General features: G+C 75.0%; 12 protein-coding genes. 1 reads left to right on the top strand and 11 read right to left on the bottom strand.

The window, feature by feature from the left end; genetic code table 11:
* Nucleotides 1-204: 204 nt before the first annotated feature.
* The 11 genes from QBL21_RS11105 to QBL21_RS11055 form a co-directional block, all read right to left on the bottom strand.
* A complete protein-coding gene (locus QBL21_RS11105) occupies nucleotides 205-2,880 on the bottom strand; it encodes a polynucleotide kinase-phosphatase (RefSeq protein ID WP_407561955.1) in 2,676 nt (891 codons plus the stop codon).
* Nucleotides 2,877-4,499, bottom strand: a complete 1,623-nt coding sequence (locus tag QBL21_RS11100; protein WP_407561954.1) for a 3' terminal RNA ribose 2'-O-methyltransferase Hen1 — start codon at nucleotides 4,497-4,499, stop codon at nucleotides 2,877-2,879. Before QBL21_RS11100 ends, QBL21_RS11105 begins: the two co-directional genes overlap by 4 nt.
* A gap of 322 nt (nucleotides 4,500-4,821) precedes the next feature.
* Nucleotides 4,822-5,784, bottom strand: coding sequence for a homocysteine S-methyltransferase (mmuM, locus tag QBL21_RS11095; RefSeq protein ID WP_407566379.1), 963 nt, complete (start codon nucleotides 5,782-5,784; stop codon nucleotides 4,822-4,824).
* An 8-nt stretch (nucleotides 5,785-5,792) separates the two neighbouring features.
* A complete protein-coding gene (locus tag QBL21_RS11090) occupies nucleotides 5,793-6,215 on the bottom strand; it encodes a nucleotide pyrophosphohydrolase (RefSeq protein WP_407561953.1) in 423 nt (140 codons plus the stop codon).
* Between the two features lie 23 nt (nucleotides 6,216-6,238).
* Nucleotides 6,239-7,033, bottom strand: a complete 795-nt coding sequence (locus QBL21_RS11085) for an SDR family oxidoreductase (RefSeq protein ID WP_407561951.1) — start codon at nucleotides 7,031-7,033, stop codon at nucleotides 6,239-6,241.
* Between the two features lie 48 nt (nucleotides 7,034-7,081).
* A complete protein-coding gene (locus tag QBL21_RS11080; protein ID WP_407561950.1) occupies nucleotides 7,082-8,020 on the bottom strand; it encodes a GNAT family N-acetyltransferase in 939 nt (312 codons plus the stop codon).
* 95 nt (nucleotides 8,021-8,115) lie between these two features.
* A complete protein-coding gene (locus tag QBL21_RS11075) occupies nucleotides 8,116-9,441 on the bottom strand; it encodes an ATP-binding protein (RefSeq protein WP_407561949.1) in 1,326 nt (441 codons plus the stop codon).
* A gap of 125 nt (nucleotides 9,442-9,566) precedes the next feature.
* Nucleotides 9,567-9,938 carry a cell division protein SepF gene (locus tag QBL21_RS11070; RefSeq protein WP_407561948.1) on the bottom strand — a complete coding sequence of 124 codons (372 nt, stop codon included), beginning with the start codon at nucleotides 9,936-9,938 and terminating at the stop codon, nucleotides 9,567-9,569.
* A gap of 322 nt (nucleotides 9,939-10,260) precedes the next feature.
* On the bottom strand, nucleotides 10,261-11,826 hold the full coding sequence (locus QBL21_RS11065; RefSeq protein ID WP_407561947.1) for an alkaline phosphatase D family protein: 1,566 nt from the start codon (nucleotides 11,824-11,826) through the stop codon (nucleotides 10,261-10,263).
* Nucleotides 11,823-12,428, bottom strand: a complete 606-nt coding sequence (locus QBL21_RS11060; protein ID WP_407561946.1) for a phosphoesterase — start codon at nucleotides 12,426-12,428, stop codon at nucleotides 11,823-11,825. The genes QBL21_RS11065 and QBL21_RS11060 overlap by 4 nt, the downstream gene beginning before the upstream one ends.
* Nucleotides 12,429-12,587: 159 nt before the next feature.
* Complete coding sequence (locus tag QBL21_RS11055; RefSeq protein WP_407561945.1) at nucleotides 12,588-13,592, bottom strand: ArsR/SmtB family transcription factor; 1,005 nt, start codon at nucleotides 13,590-13,592, stop codon at nucleotides 12,588-12,590.
* A gap of 186 nt (nucleotides 13,593-13,778) precedes the next feature.
* Here QBL21_RS11055 and QBL21_RS11050 point away from each other — a divergent pair, with 186 nt between their 5' ends.
* Nucleotides 13,779-15,065 carry an SH3 domain-containing protein gene (locus QBL21_RS11050; RefSeq protein ID WP_407561944.1) on the top strand — a complete coding sequence of 429 codons (1,287 nt, stop codon included), beginning with the start codon at nucleotides 13,779-13,781 and terminating at the stop codon, nucleotides 15,063-15,065.
* The last annotated feature ends 43 nt before the right edge of the window (nucleotides 15,066-15,108 follow it).

Raw genomic sequence — 15,108 nt, 5'->3', positions numbered from 1 at the left:
TCAGACTGCCACGCGGGGCGGCGCGGGGCAGCGATTCGGGATCAAGCCGGGGGCGGTCGGGGGCCGCCGGGGTGTGCAGGGGTGTGCCGGGGCGGGGCGCTGCGGGACAGGGTTGCGGCGGCGCGGGGCGGGGCGGGGTTGCGGCGGCGCGGGGCGGGGCGGGGTTGCGGCGGGCCCGCGGTGGTGGGCGCGGGCCCGCCCGTCTCACAGCCGCGGGTCCACCGGCTCCGACTCCAGCGCCAGCACCGCGAACACCGCCTCGTGCACCCGCCACAGCGGCTCCCCCGCCGCCAGCCGGTCCAGCGCTTCGAGCCCGAGCGCGTACTCGCGCAGCGCCAGGGAGCGCTTGTGCCCCAGGTGGCGGCTCCGCAGCCGGGTCAGGTTCTCCGCGCGGGTGTACTCCGGGCCGTAGATGATGCGCAGGTACTCCCGGCCGCGGCACTTGACCCCCGGCTGTACGAGCCGGCCGTCCCCGTTCCGTACGAGCGCCGCCAGCGGCTTGACGACCATGCCCTCGCCGCCGGCCGCCGTCATCTCCTGCCACCAGCGCACGCCCGCGGCCACCGACTCCTCGTCGCCGGTGTCCACGTACAGCCGCCCGGTGCCCTGGAGCAGGCCGCTCACGTCGTTCTCCACCAGCCGGTCGAGCCGGGCGAGCTGGACGTCGTGCGGCTCGGCGGCCAGGTTGCGGCCCTCGGCGGCGAGGAGCTGGAACGGGGCCAGGCGCACGCCGTCCAGGCCGTCGACCGGCCAGCAGTAGCGGCGGTACGCGGCCGAGAACGCCTCGGCGTCGGCGGCCCGCTCGTGCTGCCGGCCGAGCAGGCCGGCGAGGGCGGCGGTCGGGTCCGCGTCGGCGTCCGGGTGCGACCCCGCGGCCGACGCGGCGCGGGCCAGGCGCGTCTGCGCCGTCTCCAGCGCCGCCAGCGCACCCGGGAACACCGCGCGCGACGCCGCGCCCACCGCGGCGTACTGCTGCCGCAGCAGCCCGCCCGCCTTCAGCGACCAGGGCAGCAGCTCGGCGTCGAGCAGCAGCCAGTCCGTACCCAGCTCCTCCCACAGCCCGGCCGCCGTCGCCGCGTCGCGGACGCGGGCGAGCACCTGCTCGGTGCGCTCCCCGTCGGCGAAGAACGGGCGGCCCGTGCGCGTGTGCAGCGCGCCCGTCACACCGGCGCCCGCGGGCAGGCCGAAGCGCTTCTCCGCCACGCCCGCGGCCCGGCACACCAGCGCCACCGCGCGCGAGCCCATGTGCTTCTCCTCGCACACCACCCGCGCCACGCCGTCCGCCCGGTACGCCGCGAACGCCTCCGCCGGGTGCTCCAGGTGCCCCTCCTCCGCGGAGGTGGCGGTCGGCGCCATCGTCGGCGGCAGGTACAGCAGCAGCCGCGGGTCGACCGCGAAGCGGCTCATCACCTCAAGCGCCGCCGCCGCGTTCTCCTCCCGTACCGCGACGCGGCCGTGCTGCCCGGTCTCCACGACCCGGCGGCCGTGCACGTCGGCGAGGTCCAGCGGGCGGTCGGCGGCACCGCCCGGTCCGGCGGCGGCCCCCTCCGCGGTGCCGGTCCCGGTCCCGCCGGCCGCCAGGGGCTTGACCGGCTCGTACCAGACGCGCTCGGCCGGCACGTCGACAAGCTCGCGCTCCGGCCAGCGCAGCGCCGTCAGCCTGCCGCCGAAGACGCAGCCGGTGTCGAGGCAGATCGTGTTGTTCACCCACGACGCCTCCGGCGTCGGGGTGTGGCCGTAGACGACGGCGGCACGGCCGCGGTACTCCTCGGCCCACGGGTAGCGCACCGGCAGCCCGTACTCGTCCGTCTCGCCCGTCGTGTCCCCGTACAGCGCGAAGGAACGCACCCGGCCGGAGGTGCGGCCGTGGTACTTCTCCGGCAGCCCGGCGTGGCTGACGACGAGCCGGCCGCCGTCGAGGACGTAGTGGCTGACGAGCCCGTCGACGAACGTCCGCACCCGCTCGCGGAACCCGGGCTCCGCCGCCTCCGCCCGCTCCAACTGCTCGACGGTCTCGGCGAGGCCGTGGGTGAGCCGCACGTTGCGGCCGTGCAGGAGGCGGCCGAGCTTGTTCTCGTGGTTGCCGGGCACGCACAGCGCGCTGCCCCCGGCGACCATGCCCATCACGCGGCGCAGCACGCCGGGGCTGTCCGGGCCGCGGTCGACGAGGTCGCCGACGAAGACGGCGGTGCGGCCCGCGGGGTGCACCCCGTCCTCGTACCCGAGGCGCGTCAGCAGCGTCTCCAGCTCGCTCCCGCAGCCGTGGACGTCGCCGATGAGGTCGAACGGGCCGGTGAGGTGCGCCAGATCGTTGTACCGCCGCTCCAGCACGACCTGCGCGGCGTCCACTTCGCCGGTGCCGCGCAGGTGGTGCACGGTGCGGAAGCCCTCGCGCTGGAGCCCGCGCAGGCCGCGGCGCAGCTCGCGGCGCTGCCGCGGGATGACGTGGGCGCCCATCCCGGCGCGGTCGGGGCGGGCGGCGTTGCGCTCGCGGCAGACGCCCTCGGGGACGTCGAGGACGATGGCGACGGGCAGCACGTCGTACTCGCGGGCCAGCCGGACGAGCTGCCGGCGCGCCTCCGGCTGGACGCTGGTGGCGTCCACGACGGTGAGGCGGCCGGCGGCGAGCCGCTTGCCGGCGATGTAGTGCAGGACCTCGAAGGCGGCACCGGAGGCGGACTGGTCGTTCTCGTCGTCGGCGACCAGGCCGCGGCAGAAGTCGGAGGAGAGGACCTCGGTGGGCTTGAAGTGGCGCCGGGCGAACGTGGACTTGCCGGAGCCGGTGGTGCCGATGAGGACGACGAGGGAGAGGTCGGGGACGCCGAGGCGGCGGGGCGCGGGCGGGGTGGTGGTGTCCGGTGCCGGGGTGGTGTCGCTCATGACGCCTCCTTCGGGGTCTCGGGGCGGGTGTCGGTGGGGGTGTCGGCGCTGGCGTCGGTGGGGGTGTCGGTGCTGGTGTCGGTGCTGGTGGCGGTGGAGGTGGCGGTGCTGGTGTCGGTGCTGGTGGCGGTGGAGGTGGCGGCCGGGGGTTCGGTGCGGGCTTCGGCGGCGGTGCCGGTTCTGGTGAAGACCGCTAGCTGGGTCGGCGGGCCGACCTCCGGGTCGTCCTGGCCCACGCCCTCGTACGCCACCGCGTAGCCGTACCGCGCCGCCACCGGCCCGGCCCAGGCGCGGAACTCCGCCCGGGTCCACTCGAAGCGGTGGTCCGCGTGCCGGACATGGCCGGCGGGCAGCGACTCCCAGCGCACGTTGTACTCGGAGTTGGGGGTCGTCACGACCACCGTCGCGGGCCGCGCCGAGCCGAAGACGGCGTACTCCAGAGCCGGCAGCCGCGGCGGGTCGACATGCTCGACGACCTCGCTCAGCACGGCGGCGTCGTAGCCCGCGAGCCGGCGGTCGGTGTACGTGAGCGCGCTCTGGAGCAGCGACACGCGCGCCGCCTGCCGCTCCCCCATGCGCTCCAGCCGCAGCCGGCGGCCGGCGGCGGCCAGGGCGCGTACGGACACGTCCACGCCGACGACCTCGGTGAACCGCGGGTCGTTCAGCAGCTCCTTGACCAACTGGCCCTGGCCGCAACCGAGGTCGAGCACCCGGGCCGCGCCGGCGGCCCGCAGCGCCTCCGCGACGGCGGCGCGGCGCTGCACCGCGAGCGGCACCGGCTTCTCCTCGGTGTCGGTGGACTCGTCGACGGCGTTGTCCAGCTCCTCCGGCTCGGCGTCGTCCGACTCGGCGAGCCGCGCCAGCTCCAGCCGCTCCAGCGCCTCGCGGGCGAGGGACCAGCGGCGGGAGAGGTAGCGGCCGGTGATGAGCCGCTGCTCGGGGTGGTTCTCCAGCCAGCCCTCGCCGGCGCGCAGCAGCTTGTCGACCTCGTCGGGGGCGACGCCGTAGTGCTTGCTGTCGTCGAGCACCGGCAGCAGCACGTACAGGTGGCGCAGCGCGTCGGCGAGGCGCACCTCGCCGTCGAGGGCGAGGGAGACGTACCGCGAGTCGCCCCACTCGGGGAAGGCCGGATCCAGCGGCACGGCGTCGGCGGTGACCTGCCAGCCCATGGGCGCGAAGAGGCTGCGGACGAGGTCGGGGCCGCCGCGCGCGGCGACGGCGGGGACCTCGATGCGCAGCGGGAGCGGCCGGGCGGCACGCTCGGGGTGGGTGCGGCTGGCGCCGGTCATGGCGGTCCGGAAGACGCGGCCGAGCGCGCCGGCGAGGAGGGACGACGCGGCGTAGGGGCGGTCGTTGACGTACTGCGCGAGCGCGGTGTCGGGACTCTTGCCCTTGCCGCCCTTGCCCTTGCCGCGGGCGGCGCGCACCAGGCCCACGGGGTCCACTTCGAGGAGCAGCGCGGCGGTGCAGCGGGCGGCGGTCGCCTCCGGGTAGAAGACGTGGGCCGTGCCGCGGGAGGTCGCGAACTCCTGCGCTTTGTCGGGGTGCTTGTGCAGGAGGAAGCCGAGGTCGGTGGCGGGCGCGGCGTCGGTGCCGGTCGCGGTAATGGTCAGGAACACGTGAGCGAGTATTTCCCGCGGGACGGTGCGCGGGCCATCGGGTTTCGGGCGGGACGGTGGACGGGGAGCAGTGCGCACACCCGAGAGCGGTGCTCTCGGCGCGGGGCGGTGCTCTTGGCGCAGGGCGGTGCTCACGTCGCGGAGCGGTGCTCTTGGTACGGGGCAGCGCTCCGGGTACGGCGCGGCCCTCACGTCGCGGAGCGGCGCTCTCTGCGGAGAGCGGTGCTCACCACGCCGTCTGGGCGCTCACGGGCCGGACCGGTGCTCTCGTTCCGGCGGGCCGCTCACCGTGCGGAGCGGTGCTCTCGCGGGAGAGCGGTGCTCACCGGTCCGCGCCCGTGCCCTCGCCCTCACCTTCGCCCGCGCCCCCGCCCACGCCGTGCAGCTCCGCCGCCAGGGCCGCGATGTCGTCCGGGCCGACGCGGCAGCAGCCGCCCAGCACCGCCGCACCCGCGCGGCGCCAGCCCGCCGCGGACGCCGCGTCGAACGAGCCGGGCCCGCGCCAGGCGCGGGTCTCCGCGTGCCAGCCCTCGCCGCTGTTCGGGTACGCCACCACCGGCTTGCCCGTGACGCGCGCCGCCGTCCCGACCGCGTACGCGACATCCTGCGGCGCGCAGCAGTTGACGCCCACCGCCACCACCTGGTCGTCCGCCGCCGCGAGCGCGAATGCGTCCGCCAGCGGCTCCCCCGCGCGGGTCGCCCCGCCCTCGACCGTGTACGTCAGCCACACCGGCACACCCAGCCCCGCCGCCGCCCGCAGCAGCGCCGTCGCCTCCACCACTCCCGGGACCGTCTCCAGCGCCAGCACGTCCGGCTCCGCAGCGGCCAGCACCTCCAGCCGGGGCCGGTGGAAGCGCTCCAGCTCCGCGACGCCCACCCCGTCCCCGTACCGGCCGTGGTACTCCGAGCCGTCCGCCAGCATCGCCCCGTACGGGCCCGCCGACGCCGCCACCCACACCGGCCGCGGCGCCGCGTCCGCCGCCCGCCGGGCCAGCGCCACGCTGCTCGTCAGCAGCCGCGTCGCCGCCTCCCGGCCGACGCCCCGGCGCGCGAAGCCCTCGAACGTCGCCTGGTAGCTCGCCGTCAGCAGCACGTCCGCCCCGGCCCGTACATACGCGGCGTGCGCCGCCTCGATCTGCGCCGGGTCCTCCGCGAGCACCCGGGCCGACCACAGCGCGTCGCGCAGGTCGCAGCCCTGCGCTTCGAGCTGGTTCGACAGGCCCCCGTCGAGGACCAGCGCCGGCCCGCCGCCCGCGGCCCGCGCGAGCGCCCCGGCGAACGGCAGGCCGGGTCTCAACGCCCGCCCCCCGAAACCGGACCAGCTCCCGAAGCCGGACCAGCCCCCGAAGCCGGACCCAGACCCGGACCCGGTGCCTCTCCCGGCCCGCCCGCCCGCTGCGGTGCCGGGAAGCGGCGCTCGTTGCGCTCGATCTTCGCCGCCAGCGCCGCCAGCGGGTCCACGTCCACCACCGAGCAGAACTGGAGCAGGTACGCCAGCACGTCCGCGACCTCGTCCGTCACCCGGTGCGCCGCCTCCGGGTCCGCCATGATCCGCGCGGACTCCTCGGGCGTCAGCCACTGGAAGATCTCCACCAGCTCCGCGGCCTCCACGCTCAGCGCCGCGACCAGGTTCTTCGGGGTGTGGTACTGCTCCCAGTCGCGGGCCGCGGCGAACGCCACGAGCCGCTTCTGAAGTGCCTGCACGTCGTCCGTCATGCGCCCCTGTCTACCACCCGCGCCTAGAACACCCAGCGCCGGAAGCCCGACTCCGCGTCGACCGTGTTGCCCGTGATCGTCGCCGCGTCGTCACCCAGGAGCAGCGCCACCACGGCCGCCGCCTCGTCCGGCGTGTTCCACTGCCCGCGCGGCAGCGCCCGTCCCACCTGAGCGGCCAGTTCCTCGCCCGCCCAACCCGTGTCCGTGGGGCCGGGGTTGACGCAGTTCACGGTGATGCCGCGGTCGACGAGGCTGTCCGAGAGCGTCAGCGTCAACTGCTGGAGCGCTCCCTTCGTGGCGGCGTACGGGATCTCCTGGCTCATCGGCGCCAGATGCTGCCCGGAGGTGAAGAGCACCACCCGGCCGCCGCCCCGCTCCCGCCCCGCCGCCGCGTCGTACTGCGCCGCGTACGCCTGCACCAGCAGCAGCGTGGCCCGTACATTCACCGCCCAGCACAGGTCCAGCTCGGCGGCCGTCAGCGCCTCCAGGTCGTGCGTGGAGCTGCGGGCGTGGTTGACGACCAGGGTGTCGACCATCCCGAACCGCTCCCCCGCCGCGGCCAGCAGCGCGGCGGGCGCGTCCGGTTCCGCGAGGTCGGCGTGCGCGTAGCCGAGCCGGTCGCCCTCGCCGCCGAGGGCGCCGACGATGCCCGCGGTGCCGACGCGGTCGGCGCCCCAGGGCATCTCGTCGTCGTGCGGCGTCCAGCCGTGCGCGAAGACGCGCGCGCCGTCGGCCAGCAGCCGGCGGGCGAGGGCGAACCCGATTCCCTGCGTCCGGCTCACGCCGGTGACCAGTGCGGTCCGGCCGTCGAGGGGCATGTGTGCTCCGTTTCGCTTTCGTTCGTACGTCACCGGCCGCCCGCCGCGTCAGCCGGGGGCCGGCAGGGTGATCTCCCAGGTGTGCACCGCGAAGTGCACGGCCATGCCGTGCCGCTCGTAGAGCGCCGGCGCGCCGGACTCGTTGTCCGTGTCGACCCCGAGTCCGACGACGTCCCGCCCGCGCTCGGCGAACACGGCGAAGGCGTGCCGCAGCAGCAGCCCGCCCAGCCCGCGCCCGCGGGCGTCGGCGAGGACGCCCAGGGTGGGGATCCAGCCCATCGCCTCGCGGTCGTTGCGCGCCAGCAGGGCGCCCACGTCGCCGACGCCGTCGAGGTGGGCGATCCAGACGAGCGACCAGTCGAGGTCGGCGTTGGCGGGGTCCTCCAGCCAGGTCTCGTAGCCGGTCGGCTGGAAGTCGAAGTGCTCCGCCATGGAGCGCTGGAGCAGGTCGTGGGCGATGCGCCGGTCGGATTCTGCGGTGCAGTCGCGCAGGCGCACACCGGGCGGCGGGACCGGCGCGGGGTCGGTGGCGGGTGCGACGGTGCGGGTCAGGACGTGGTAGCGGCGCACGACGCGCCAGCCGCGGGCTTCGAGGAGCGCGGTGTCCATGGTGGGCGCGGAGTTGAGGTTCAGGTGGACGACGGCCCGGCGGACGCCGTTGGCGGCGGCCTTCGCCGCCGCCCGCGCCTCCATCCGGTCCAGCAGCCGCAGGCCGGCGTCCTGGTGGCCGGGCAGCACGTAGTGGTCGACGTCGATGCGTTCGGCGTAGGATTCGTCCCAGAGCAGCCCGTACGCGACGAGCGTGCCGTCGCCGGCCAGGGCAAGCCAGGAGTTCTGCGGGAGGTCGGCCTCCGGGTGCTTGAGGTCCGCCTCGACGGTGTGCAGGTCGGTCTCCGGGTGGCCGATCTCCAGGACGTCGACCTCGTTCAGGAGCGCGCAGATGGCGGGGGCGTCATCGAGCCGCGCCGCGCGCACGGTGAGAGGCATCCGCCAACTGTCGGGGCCCGGCCGCGCGGTCCGCAACAGGATTTCCCCCGACCTGACGACTGACAGACCCTGAAATCCGTCAGCCGTCAGTCACTCTATGTCATCCCCCACCCCTCAGCCGTCCGTCGCCGCGGCCCTCCCTCGCCGCCTTCCGTCGCCGCCCCTCCCGGCGCAGCCCTCCTCCGCCCCGACGCCGGCCGCTGCGGCAGCGTCAGCGCCGTGGCGCCCTCCACCGCCGCCGCCAGCGACGGGTCGCTGACCGAGCCCACCACCCGGATGTGCCCGCGCGCGCACATCCGCCCGCAGAGCGCGACCAGTTCCTTCGCCTGCCGCGCGTCCAGGCACCGGTCGATCCCGTCCGCCAGCACCGTCAGCGCCTGCCGCGCCGACAGCACCTCCGCCACCGGGTCCACCGCCAGCACCCCCGGCCCGGTGAGCAGGACCAGCGCCAGCGCGAGGTAGCGCAACTCCCCGTCGCCCAGCGTCTCGACGGGCGTGCTGCGCTGGCCCGGCTCGCGCAGCAGCACGGCCCGTACCAGCCCGTCCCCGTGCGACTCCGTCGTCATGTCGTGCACCGGCCCCGAGCAGCCGCCCCGCAGTGCCTCCACGAGTGCCGCGTGCCGGGTGCCGCACTCGTCGCGTACGCGGCGCAGCACGGCGGGGAGGTTGCGGCAGTCCGGGGTGAGTTGTTCGCCGTCGTAGGGCACGGCCGTGGCGGTGCGCATCAGGGCGGGGTGCGGGTCGCACGGGTAGACGGAGCGGAGGGCGACGACGGCCTGTTCCGCGGCGGCGAGCACCAGCCGCTCGCCTTCGGTGCGGCCGCCGACGCGCAGCGGTAAGAGGGCGGTGCCGAGCCGGTCGTCGGGGAGGGGGGCGCGGGTGACGGGGGCGGCTCCCGCGGTGTGCCACGACGCCTGTACCCGGTCGCGCCGGGGGTCGCGCAGGGCGGTGGTCAGCAGGGTGTGGCCGGCGCCGGTGAGGCGTTCGCCGACGATGCGGAGTTCGGGTTCGGCCTGGACGGCGACGTCGAGCCGGACGTCGCCGAGGGGGCCGCGCAGGGTGCAGCCGAGCCGGAGGCCGCGGCGGCCGGCGGCGTCGGGTTTGGCCTTGTGCGGTACGCAGGCCGCGGCGCCTCCGGACACCGGCGCGAACGCCTCTTCCAGGGTGGCTCCCGCGCCGAGTCTGGCGAGTACGCCGCATGCCTCCAGGGCGGCGGTCTTGCCGCTGCCGCTGCCGCCGGTGAGGAGGGTGAGGGAGCCGAGGCCGAGCCGGGTGCCGCGGTGCGACTTGAAGGCGGAGAGCCGGAGTTCGCCGATGGTGGCGCGGTCGGTGTGGGGGTGGCGCGCGGCGTGGGTGGTGCGCGGGGTGTCGCGCGGGAGGTCGCGCGGGGGGTGGGGTGGGTGCCCGGTGTGGGAGGTCATGGTCCGGGACGGTATTGAGCGCGCCGGCGCGGAACCGTTCCGGCAGTGGTTCGTTCGCCCGAACGGGCGAGCCCTCGCGGATCTGCGGGGGCTCGCGCGCCGGGCACGGTAAGGGGGGTGTGCCGTCAGCGGGTTGCGACGGGTTCGACTTCGGTGCCGACGGGTGCCAGCAGGAAGACGTTGCGGTCGACGCGGTGCATGCTGCTCTGGATGCCGAAGGTGACGCCGCTGGCGAAGTCGAGGATGCGTTTGGCGACGTCGATCTCGGCGCCGGTGAGGTCGAGCAGGACGGGGACTTGCGCTATGAGGTATTCGGCGACGCGCCGGGCGTCGGCGAAGACCTGGCAGCGGATGACGACGAACTGCCGCTGGTCGGCGTCCGCTTCGGGGTCGTCGAGGGCCGCGTGCCCGGTCCAGGAGGGCCATTCGTTGCCGCGCAGGGGGACGACTTCGGCGAGCCCCTGCCACTGCTCGTCGGTGACGTCATGTCCGGTCAACGTGCCTCCTCGCAGTTTCCGTGTGCTCCCGGTTCGGCCTTCGCGTGATTCTATCGATGGGCCGAACAGGTGACCGCGCAGGGACACACGGGAAACGGGGTTTTTCCGCGGCGGGGGTGGCAAGTTCCGGCTGGGTGGGTGGCAAGGAAATCCGAGGATTGACTTGGGTGTTGGGGGCGGCGGACGATCGGGCGGGGGTCCCCAGGCGGCAACCCGGCCGGGTCCGTGCGCCGTGCGGCCGACGGCGTGCGGGTGTCCGGCCGGGTGCCGACCGCCGGTGTGACCTCGTAGGAGCCGGAACGTGCCCTGGCCGGCGGGTGGTTCAGTCGCGGCGGTACTGGGCGGGGGAGTTCTTCGTCGCCTCGTCCTCGCGGCTGCCGGGTCGGCCGCGGTCGACGTGGAAGGTGGTGAGCGTGGTGACCGGGGAGTCGGGGTCGCGGCGGTCGCCGATGACCCGCATGTGGGCGCTGAGGCGTTCGGGGGTGAGTTCGTAGACGTCGTAGCCGTAGCGGTTGCCTTCGAAGTACGTGAGGTGCGGGTTGGCGGCGCCCATGACGGGCCCGTTGGTCTGGTTCCAGTCCGGTGGGTACGCGCCGGAGGTGACGGAGTGGGCGGTGAACTCGGTGCCGAGGAGGGGTGATTCGGGGTTGTCGTAGTCGGTGCGGATGTCGTCGACGAAGGCGGAGTGCCAGTCGCCGGTGACGACGACGAGGTCTTCGAGCCCGGCGGTGTGGACGTGGTCGAGGACTTCGCGGCGTTCGGCGGGGAAGCCGTCCCACTGGTCGGTGAACATGTACGGGCCGCCGGGTGAGCCGCGCAGTTGGCTGAGCATGATCGAGTTGGCCCAGATGTGCCAGGTGTCGGGGGCGTTGTCGATGTGCTGCTTGAGCCAGTTCTTCTGGTCGGTGCCGAGGATGGTGCCGTCGGGGAGGTTCTGTGCGGAGCGGTGGGAGCGCAGGTCGAGGATGGTGAGTTGGAGGAGGCCGCCCCAGTCGCGGACGCGGTGGATTTCGGGGTCGGGCAGGGCGGAGGCGCCGAAGGAGTCGCGGTGCGGCATGTGTTCGTACCAGGCCTGGTAGGCGGCGGCGCGGCGGTGTTGGAAGGGGGCGGCGCCGGTGGTGCCGCTGTAGTCGTTGGCGACTTCGTGGTCGTCCCAGGTGAGGTACCAGGGGTGGGCGGCGTGGGCGTCGCGGAGTGCGGGGTCGCCTTTGTAGAGGGCGTGGCGTTTGCGGTAGTCGGCGAGGGTGAGGGTTTCGGGTCCGTCGTGGTCGCGGACGTGGTCTTCGGGTACGCCGCCGACTTGGCCGTGTTCGTAGATGTAGTCGCCGAGGTGGAGGACGAAGTCGATGTTTTCGGTGGCGATGCCGCGGTGGGCGGCGTAGTAGCCGTCGTGGAATGCCTGGCAGTTGGCGGTGGCGAAGCGGACGGTGGTGACGGGGTCGGCGGGGGCGGTGCGGGTGCGGCCGGTGCGGCTGGTGTGGCCGAGGGCGGTGAAGGCGTAGTGGTAGGTGCGGCCGGGGGTGAGGCCGGTGACGGGGATGTGGACGCTGTGGCCGAGGGTGGCGGAGGCGGGTGTGGTGCCGTGGGCGACGGTGCGGCGCAGTTCGGGGTCTTCGGCGAGGGTCCAGTGGACTTCGACGATGTCGGGGAGGTCTTGTTCTGCGGCGAGGGGTTCGGGGGCGAGGCGGGTCCAGATGAGGACGGAGTCGGGTTGGGGGTCGCCGGAGGCGATGCCGAGGGTGAAGGGTGCGGGGTCGTAGGCGGCGCCGAGGGTTTCGGCGGCGGTGCGGGCCTGGGCGGGGGTGAGTCCTGCGGTGAGGGGCCAGGCGGCGCCGAGGGCGCCGGCGGTGGCGGCGGCGCGCAGGAGGGTGCGGCGGTCGACGGTCACGGGCGGCCTCCTCTGCGGGCGGGGGCGGTTGCGGGTGTGGGTGTGGGTGTGAGGGTGAGGGTGAGGGCGTCGGCGTAGCCGTCGTTGGAGGTGCCGCCGTCGCGGGTGAGGGCGAGCAGGAGGCGGGCGCTGCGGGTGCCGGGGGGTACGGGGGCGGTGGCGGTGCGTTCGAGGAGTGCGGTGAGTTGGCCGCGTTCTGCTGCGGTGACGGGGCCGAGGACGCTGAGGGCGAGGGGGGTGCCGTGGGTGTCGCGGAGTTCGACGGAGAGGCGGGCGCCGTCTTGTTGGTCGGCGTAGCCGCCGAGCCAGGCGGTGAGGGTGTAGTGGACGTGGCCGGCGTCGATGGCGTGGTGGCCGGTGGCGCCGTCGGGGGGTAGGTCGATGTCCTGGAGGAGTGTGGTGCGGGGGCTGTTGCCGCCGGTGAAGAGGCGGGTGCCGCGGTTGGTGGGGCCGGGGTCGTCGGGGGTGGGGTAGCCGGCGCCGTGGTCGTAGCGGACGAGGGCGGGGGCGCCTTGGGTGAGTTGCCAGCCGGGGACGGTGTCGACGGGGTCGGGGGTGTCTCCGGGCCCGGTTTCTGCGTCGCCGTTGACGACGAGGTTCACGCCTGCCTCCTGGGGGTGGTGGGGGGTGTGTGGGGGTTGGGGGGTGTGGGCGCAGGTATCACACCAGCGGTGGGTGAACCTGCGGAGGACGTGCGGCGAATGGGTCGTACGCGGCTGCGGTCCTGGTGGGGCGGGGGGCGGAGGGCCGGGGGCGGGGGGTCAGCCGTCGAGCAGGTGTCGTCCGCGTGCGGTGAGGCGGTGTACGACGTGGGGGCCGGCCCGTTCGCTTTCGGCGAGGCCGGCGCGGCGGAGGACGGTGAGGTGTCCGCTGACGGAGGAGGCGGGCATGCGGAGGCGGGTGGCGATGCCGCCGGTGGTGGGGGGTGGGGTGGTGCCGGTGAGTGCGGTGAGGACGCGGGCGCGGCTGGTGCCGAGGAGTGCGGCCAGCGCGGTGTCGTGGTGGGGGGCGGGGTGGGTGGCGCGGGGTGGGGTGGGGTGGCGGCGTACGGGGTGGACGACGACGGGTGGGAGTCCGGGGTCGGCGATGGCGACGGGTTTGGTGTGGCAGAAGTAGGAGGGGATGAGGCGGATGCCGCGGCCGTGGAGGTGGAGGGTGGAGTTGACGGGGTAGGGGGCGCTGAGGACGGGGTCGGTCCAGGTGAAGGGTTCGAGGGTGGCGAGGACGGCGGGCATGCCGGCTTCGAGTGCTTCGAGTTGGCGGGTGCGGTCGGCGGCGACGGTGGCTTCGATTTCGCTCCAGTCGGGTGCGATGAGGCGGTTGTGGACGTGGTGGAGGGCGTCGGCGAGGTCGGCGAGTACGGTGCGGTCGCCGGCGGCGAGGCGGCGGGTCCAGGGGGGTAGGGGGCGGTGGCGGGCGGCGAGGCGGATTTCGCGGGCGAGGCGGGTGGCGGGGGTGGAGCGCAGGGTGCGCAGGGCGGCGGTGATGCCGTCTTCGGATTCGACGGGGGTGAGGAAGTCGGGGAAGTAGGTGGCGTCGGCGGGTGCGATGCCGTTGACGAAGCGGCAGGTGCGGCGGAGGTCGTGTTGTCGGAGCCGGTGGCGGGCGCGGCGGTGCCAGGGGCGTAGCCGGGCGGGGAGGCGGGGTGCGGGGGTGTAGGCGACGTGCAGCCCGAGGATCGCCTCCCAGAGGGGGTCGGCGGTGCGGGCGAGCTGGACGTGGCGGAAGTCCCGGTCGTTGAAGTGGACATGAAGCATTCCGGCCATACCCGAGGGTAACCACGGCCTGCCTGCGCTGTCTCCGTCCCGGCCGGTCCCGTTCGGTCGCGGTCCACGTCGGGTTTTCGACGGTGGCGGAAAACCCGTGCGGCGCGGCGGTGAGGGGGTGCCTACGATGCGTCGCCGCACGGCCAGCACCTTCGCGGGCAGCCAGGGAACGCGGGAAGGAGCCAGATGCGGCGCACACCAACAGGGAGCCGGTGGCGCAGGGTTGCGCTGACCGGCGCGATCTGCGCGGCCGTCGTCGCGCACCCGGCGTATGCCGGGGCGGTCGGCGATGCGGCGGGGGCGGGCGGCCCCGCGCCGCCCGCCACATGGCGGGCGGACCTATCGGAGGTCGGGGCGGACGACGTCAACGTCCGTTACGTACAGGGCGGTCTGCGGCTGCGTTCTCCGGACGCGGCACCCGCTTCGCTGGAGAGCTCGACGGCCGGCGCGTCCGCCGTTCCGGGCGAGGGCATGCAGGTGCTCGCGCCCCAGCGGCTGGAGCGTCCCGTCAACCGGGTGCGGGCGGAGCTCGACGCCCGGGTCCCGGCGGGCGCGCAGGCGCTGGTAGATGTCCGCGGCCGGGCGCCGGACGGCGGCTGGACGCAGTGGGTGCCGGCGGGCGGCCGGGCGGCGGACGCGGCGCGGCTGCCGTTCGCGGTCACCGAGGTCCAGGCCCGGCTGACGCTGCGGGGCAGCGGCGAGGGCGGCACTCCGGCCGTCGGGGCGTTGCGGCTACGGGCCGACACGGACGCGGCGCCGCGCCCGCGGGCCGCCGCCGCGCCGCTGACGTACCGGCTGTTCGCCACCCGTGAGGGCCTGGTGGGCGGCACGACCGCCAACGGCCATGTCATCCAGCCCAACGACCACTTCGTGGCCCTGCCGTCGCGGCGCGGGCTGTCCCCGAAGGGCAGCGCCGAGTACTCGGTGCAGGTCTGCGGGCCGGCGCGCTGCGAGACGGCGCCGGTGTGGGACGTGGGGCCGTGGAACACCAAGGACGACTACTGGAGTCCGCCGGCGGTGCGCGAGTCGTGGCGGGATCTGCCGCAGGGCATGCCCGAGGCGCAGGCGGCGTACCAGAACGGCTACAACGGCGGGCGCGACGAGTTCGGCCGCCGGGTCGCGAACCCGGCGGGCATCGACCTCGCCGACGGCACGTTCTACAACGTCGGCCTGAACGACAACGGCTGGGTCGACGTGACGTTCCTGTGGACCGGCGGCCAGACGGGCACGCGGTTTCCCACCTGGGGCACCGACGTGCGGGTCCGCCAGGAGTCGAACACCTCCTCCGCGGTGCTGACGACGCTGCCCGGGCCGACGCAGTTGCGGGTGGAGTGCCAGGAGCGCGGCGAGGAGGTCACGTACGAGGGCCACACGAATGACGCCTGGGCCTATCTGCCGGACTACGGCGGCTTCATCTCCAACATCTTCGTCGATGTCGCCGATGCCTGGCTGCCGGGCGTCCCCGAGTGCTGAACGCGCCACCCCCCACCCCTCCACCCCCACAGAAGGAGGCGAC

It is taken from the genome of Streptomyces sp. 184 (assembly GCF_045781775.1).
Taxonomy (GTDB): Bacteria; Actinomycetota; Actinomycetes; order Streptomycetales; family Streptomycetaceae; genus Streptomyces.
The sequence above is the reverse complement of the archived record's forward strand: the minus strand, read 5'-3'. Positions and strand labels throughout refer to the sequence as shown.

Excerpts from the sequence above, each read along its gene's own strand:
- QBL21_RS11105 (WP_407561955.1), bottom strand. The coding sequence starts at position 2,880 with ATGAGCGACACCACCCCGGCACCGGACACCACCACCCCGCCCGCGCCC.
- QBL21_RS11075 (WP_407561949.1), bottom strand. The coding sequence starts at position 9,441 with ATGACCTCCCACACCGGGCACCCACCCCACCCCCCGCGCGACCTCCCG.
- QBL21_RS11085 (WP_407561951.1), bottom strand. The coding sequence starts at position 7,033 with ATGCCCCTCGACGGCCGGACCGCACTGGTCACCGGCGTGAGCCGGACG.
- QBL21_RS11055 (WP_407561945.1), bottom strand. The coding sequence starts at position 13,592 with ATGGCCGGAATGCTTCATGTCCACTTCAACGACCGGGACTTCCGCCAC.
- QBL21_RS11050 (WP_407561944.1), top strand. The coding sequence starts at position 13,779 with ATGCGGCGCACACCAACAGGGAGCCGGTGGCGCAGGGTTGCGCTGACC.
- QBL21_RS11090 (WP_407561953.1), bottom strand. The coding sequence starts at position 6,215 with ATGACGGACGACGTGCAGGCACTTCAGAAGCGGCTCGTGGCGTTCGCC.
- QBL21_RS11080 (WP_407561950.1), bottom strand. The coding sequence starts at position 8,020 with ATGCCTCTCACCGTGCGCGCGGCGCGGCTCGATGACGCCCCCGCCATC.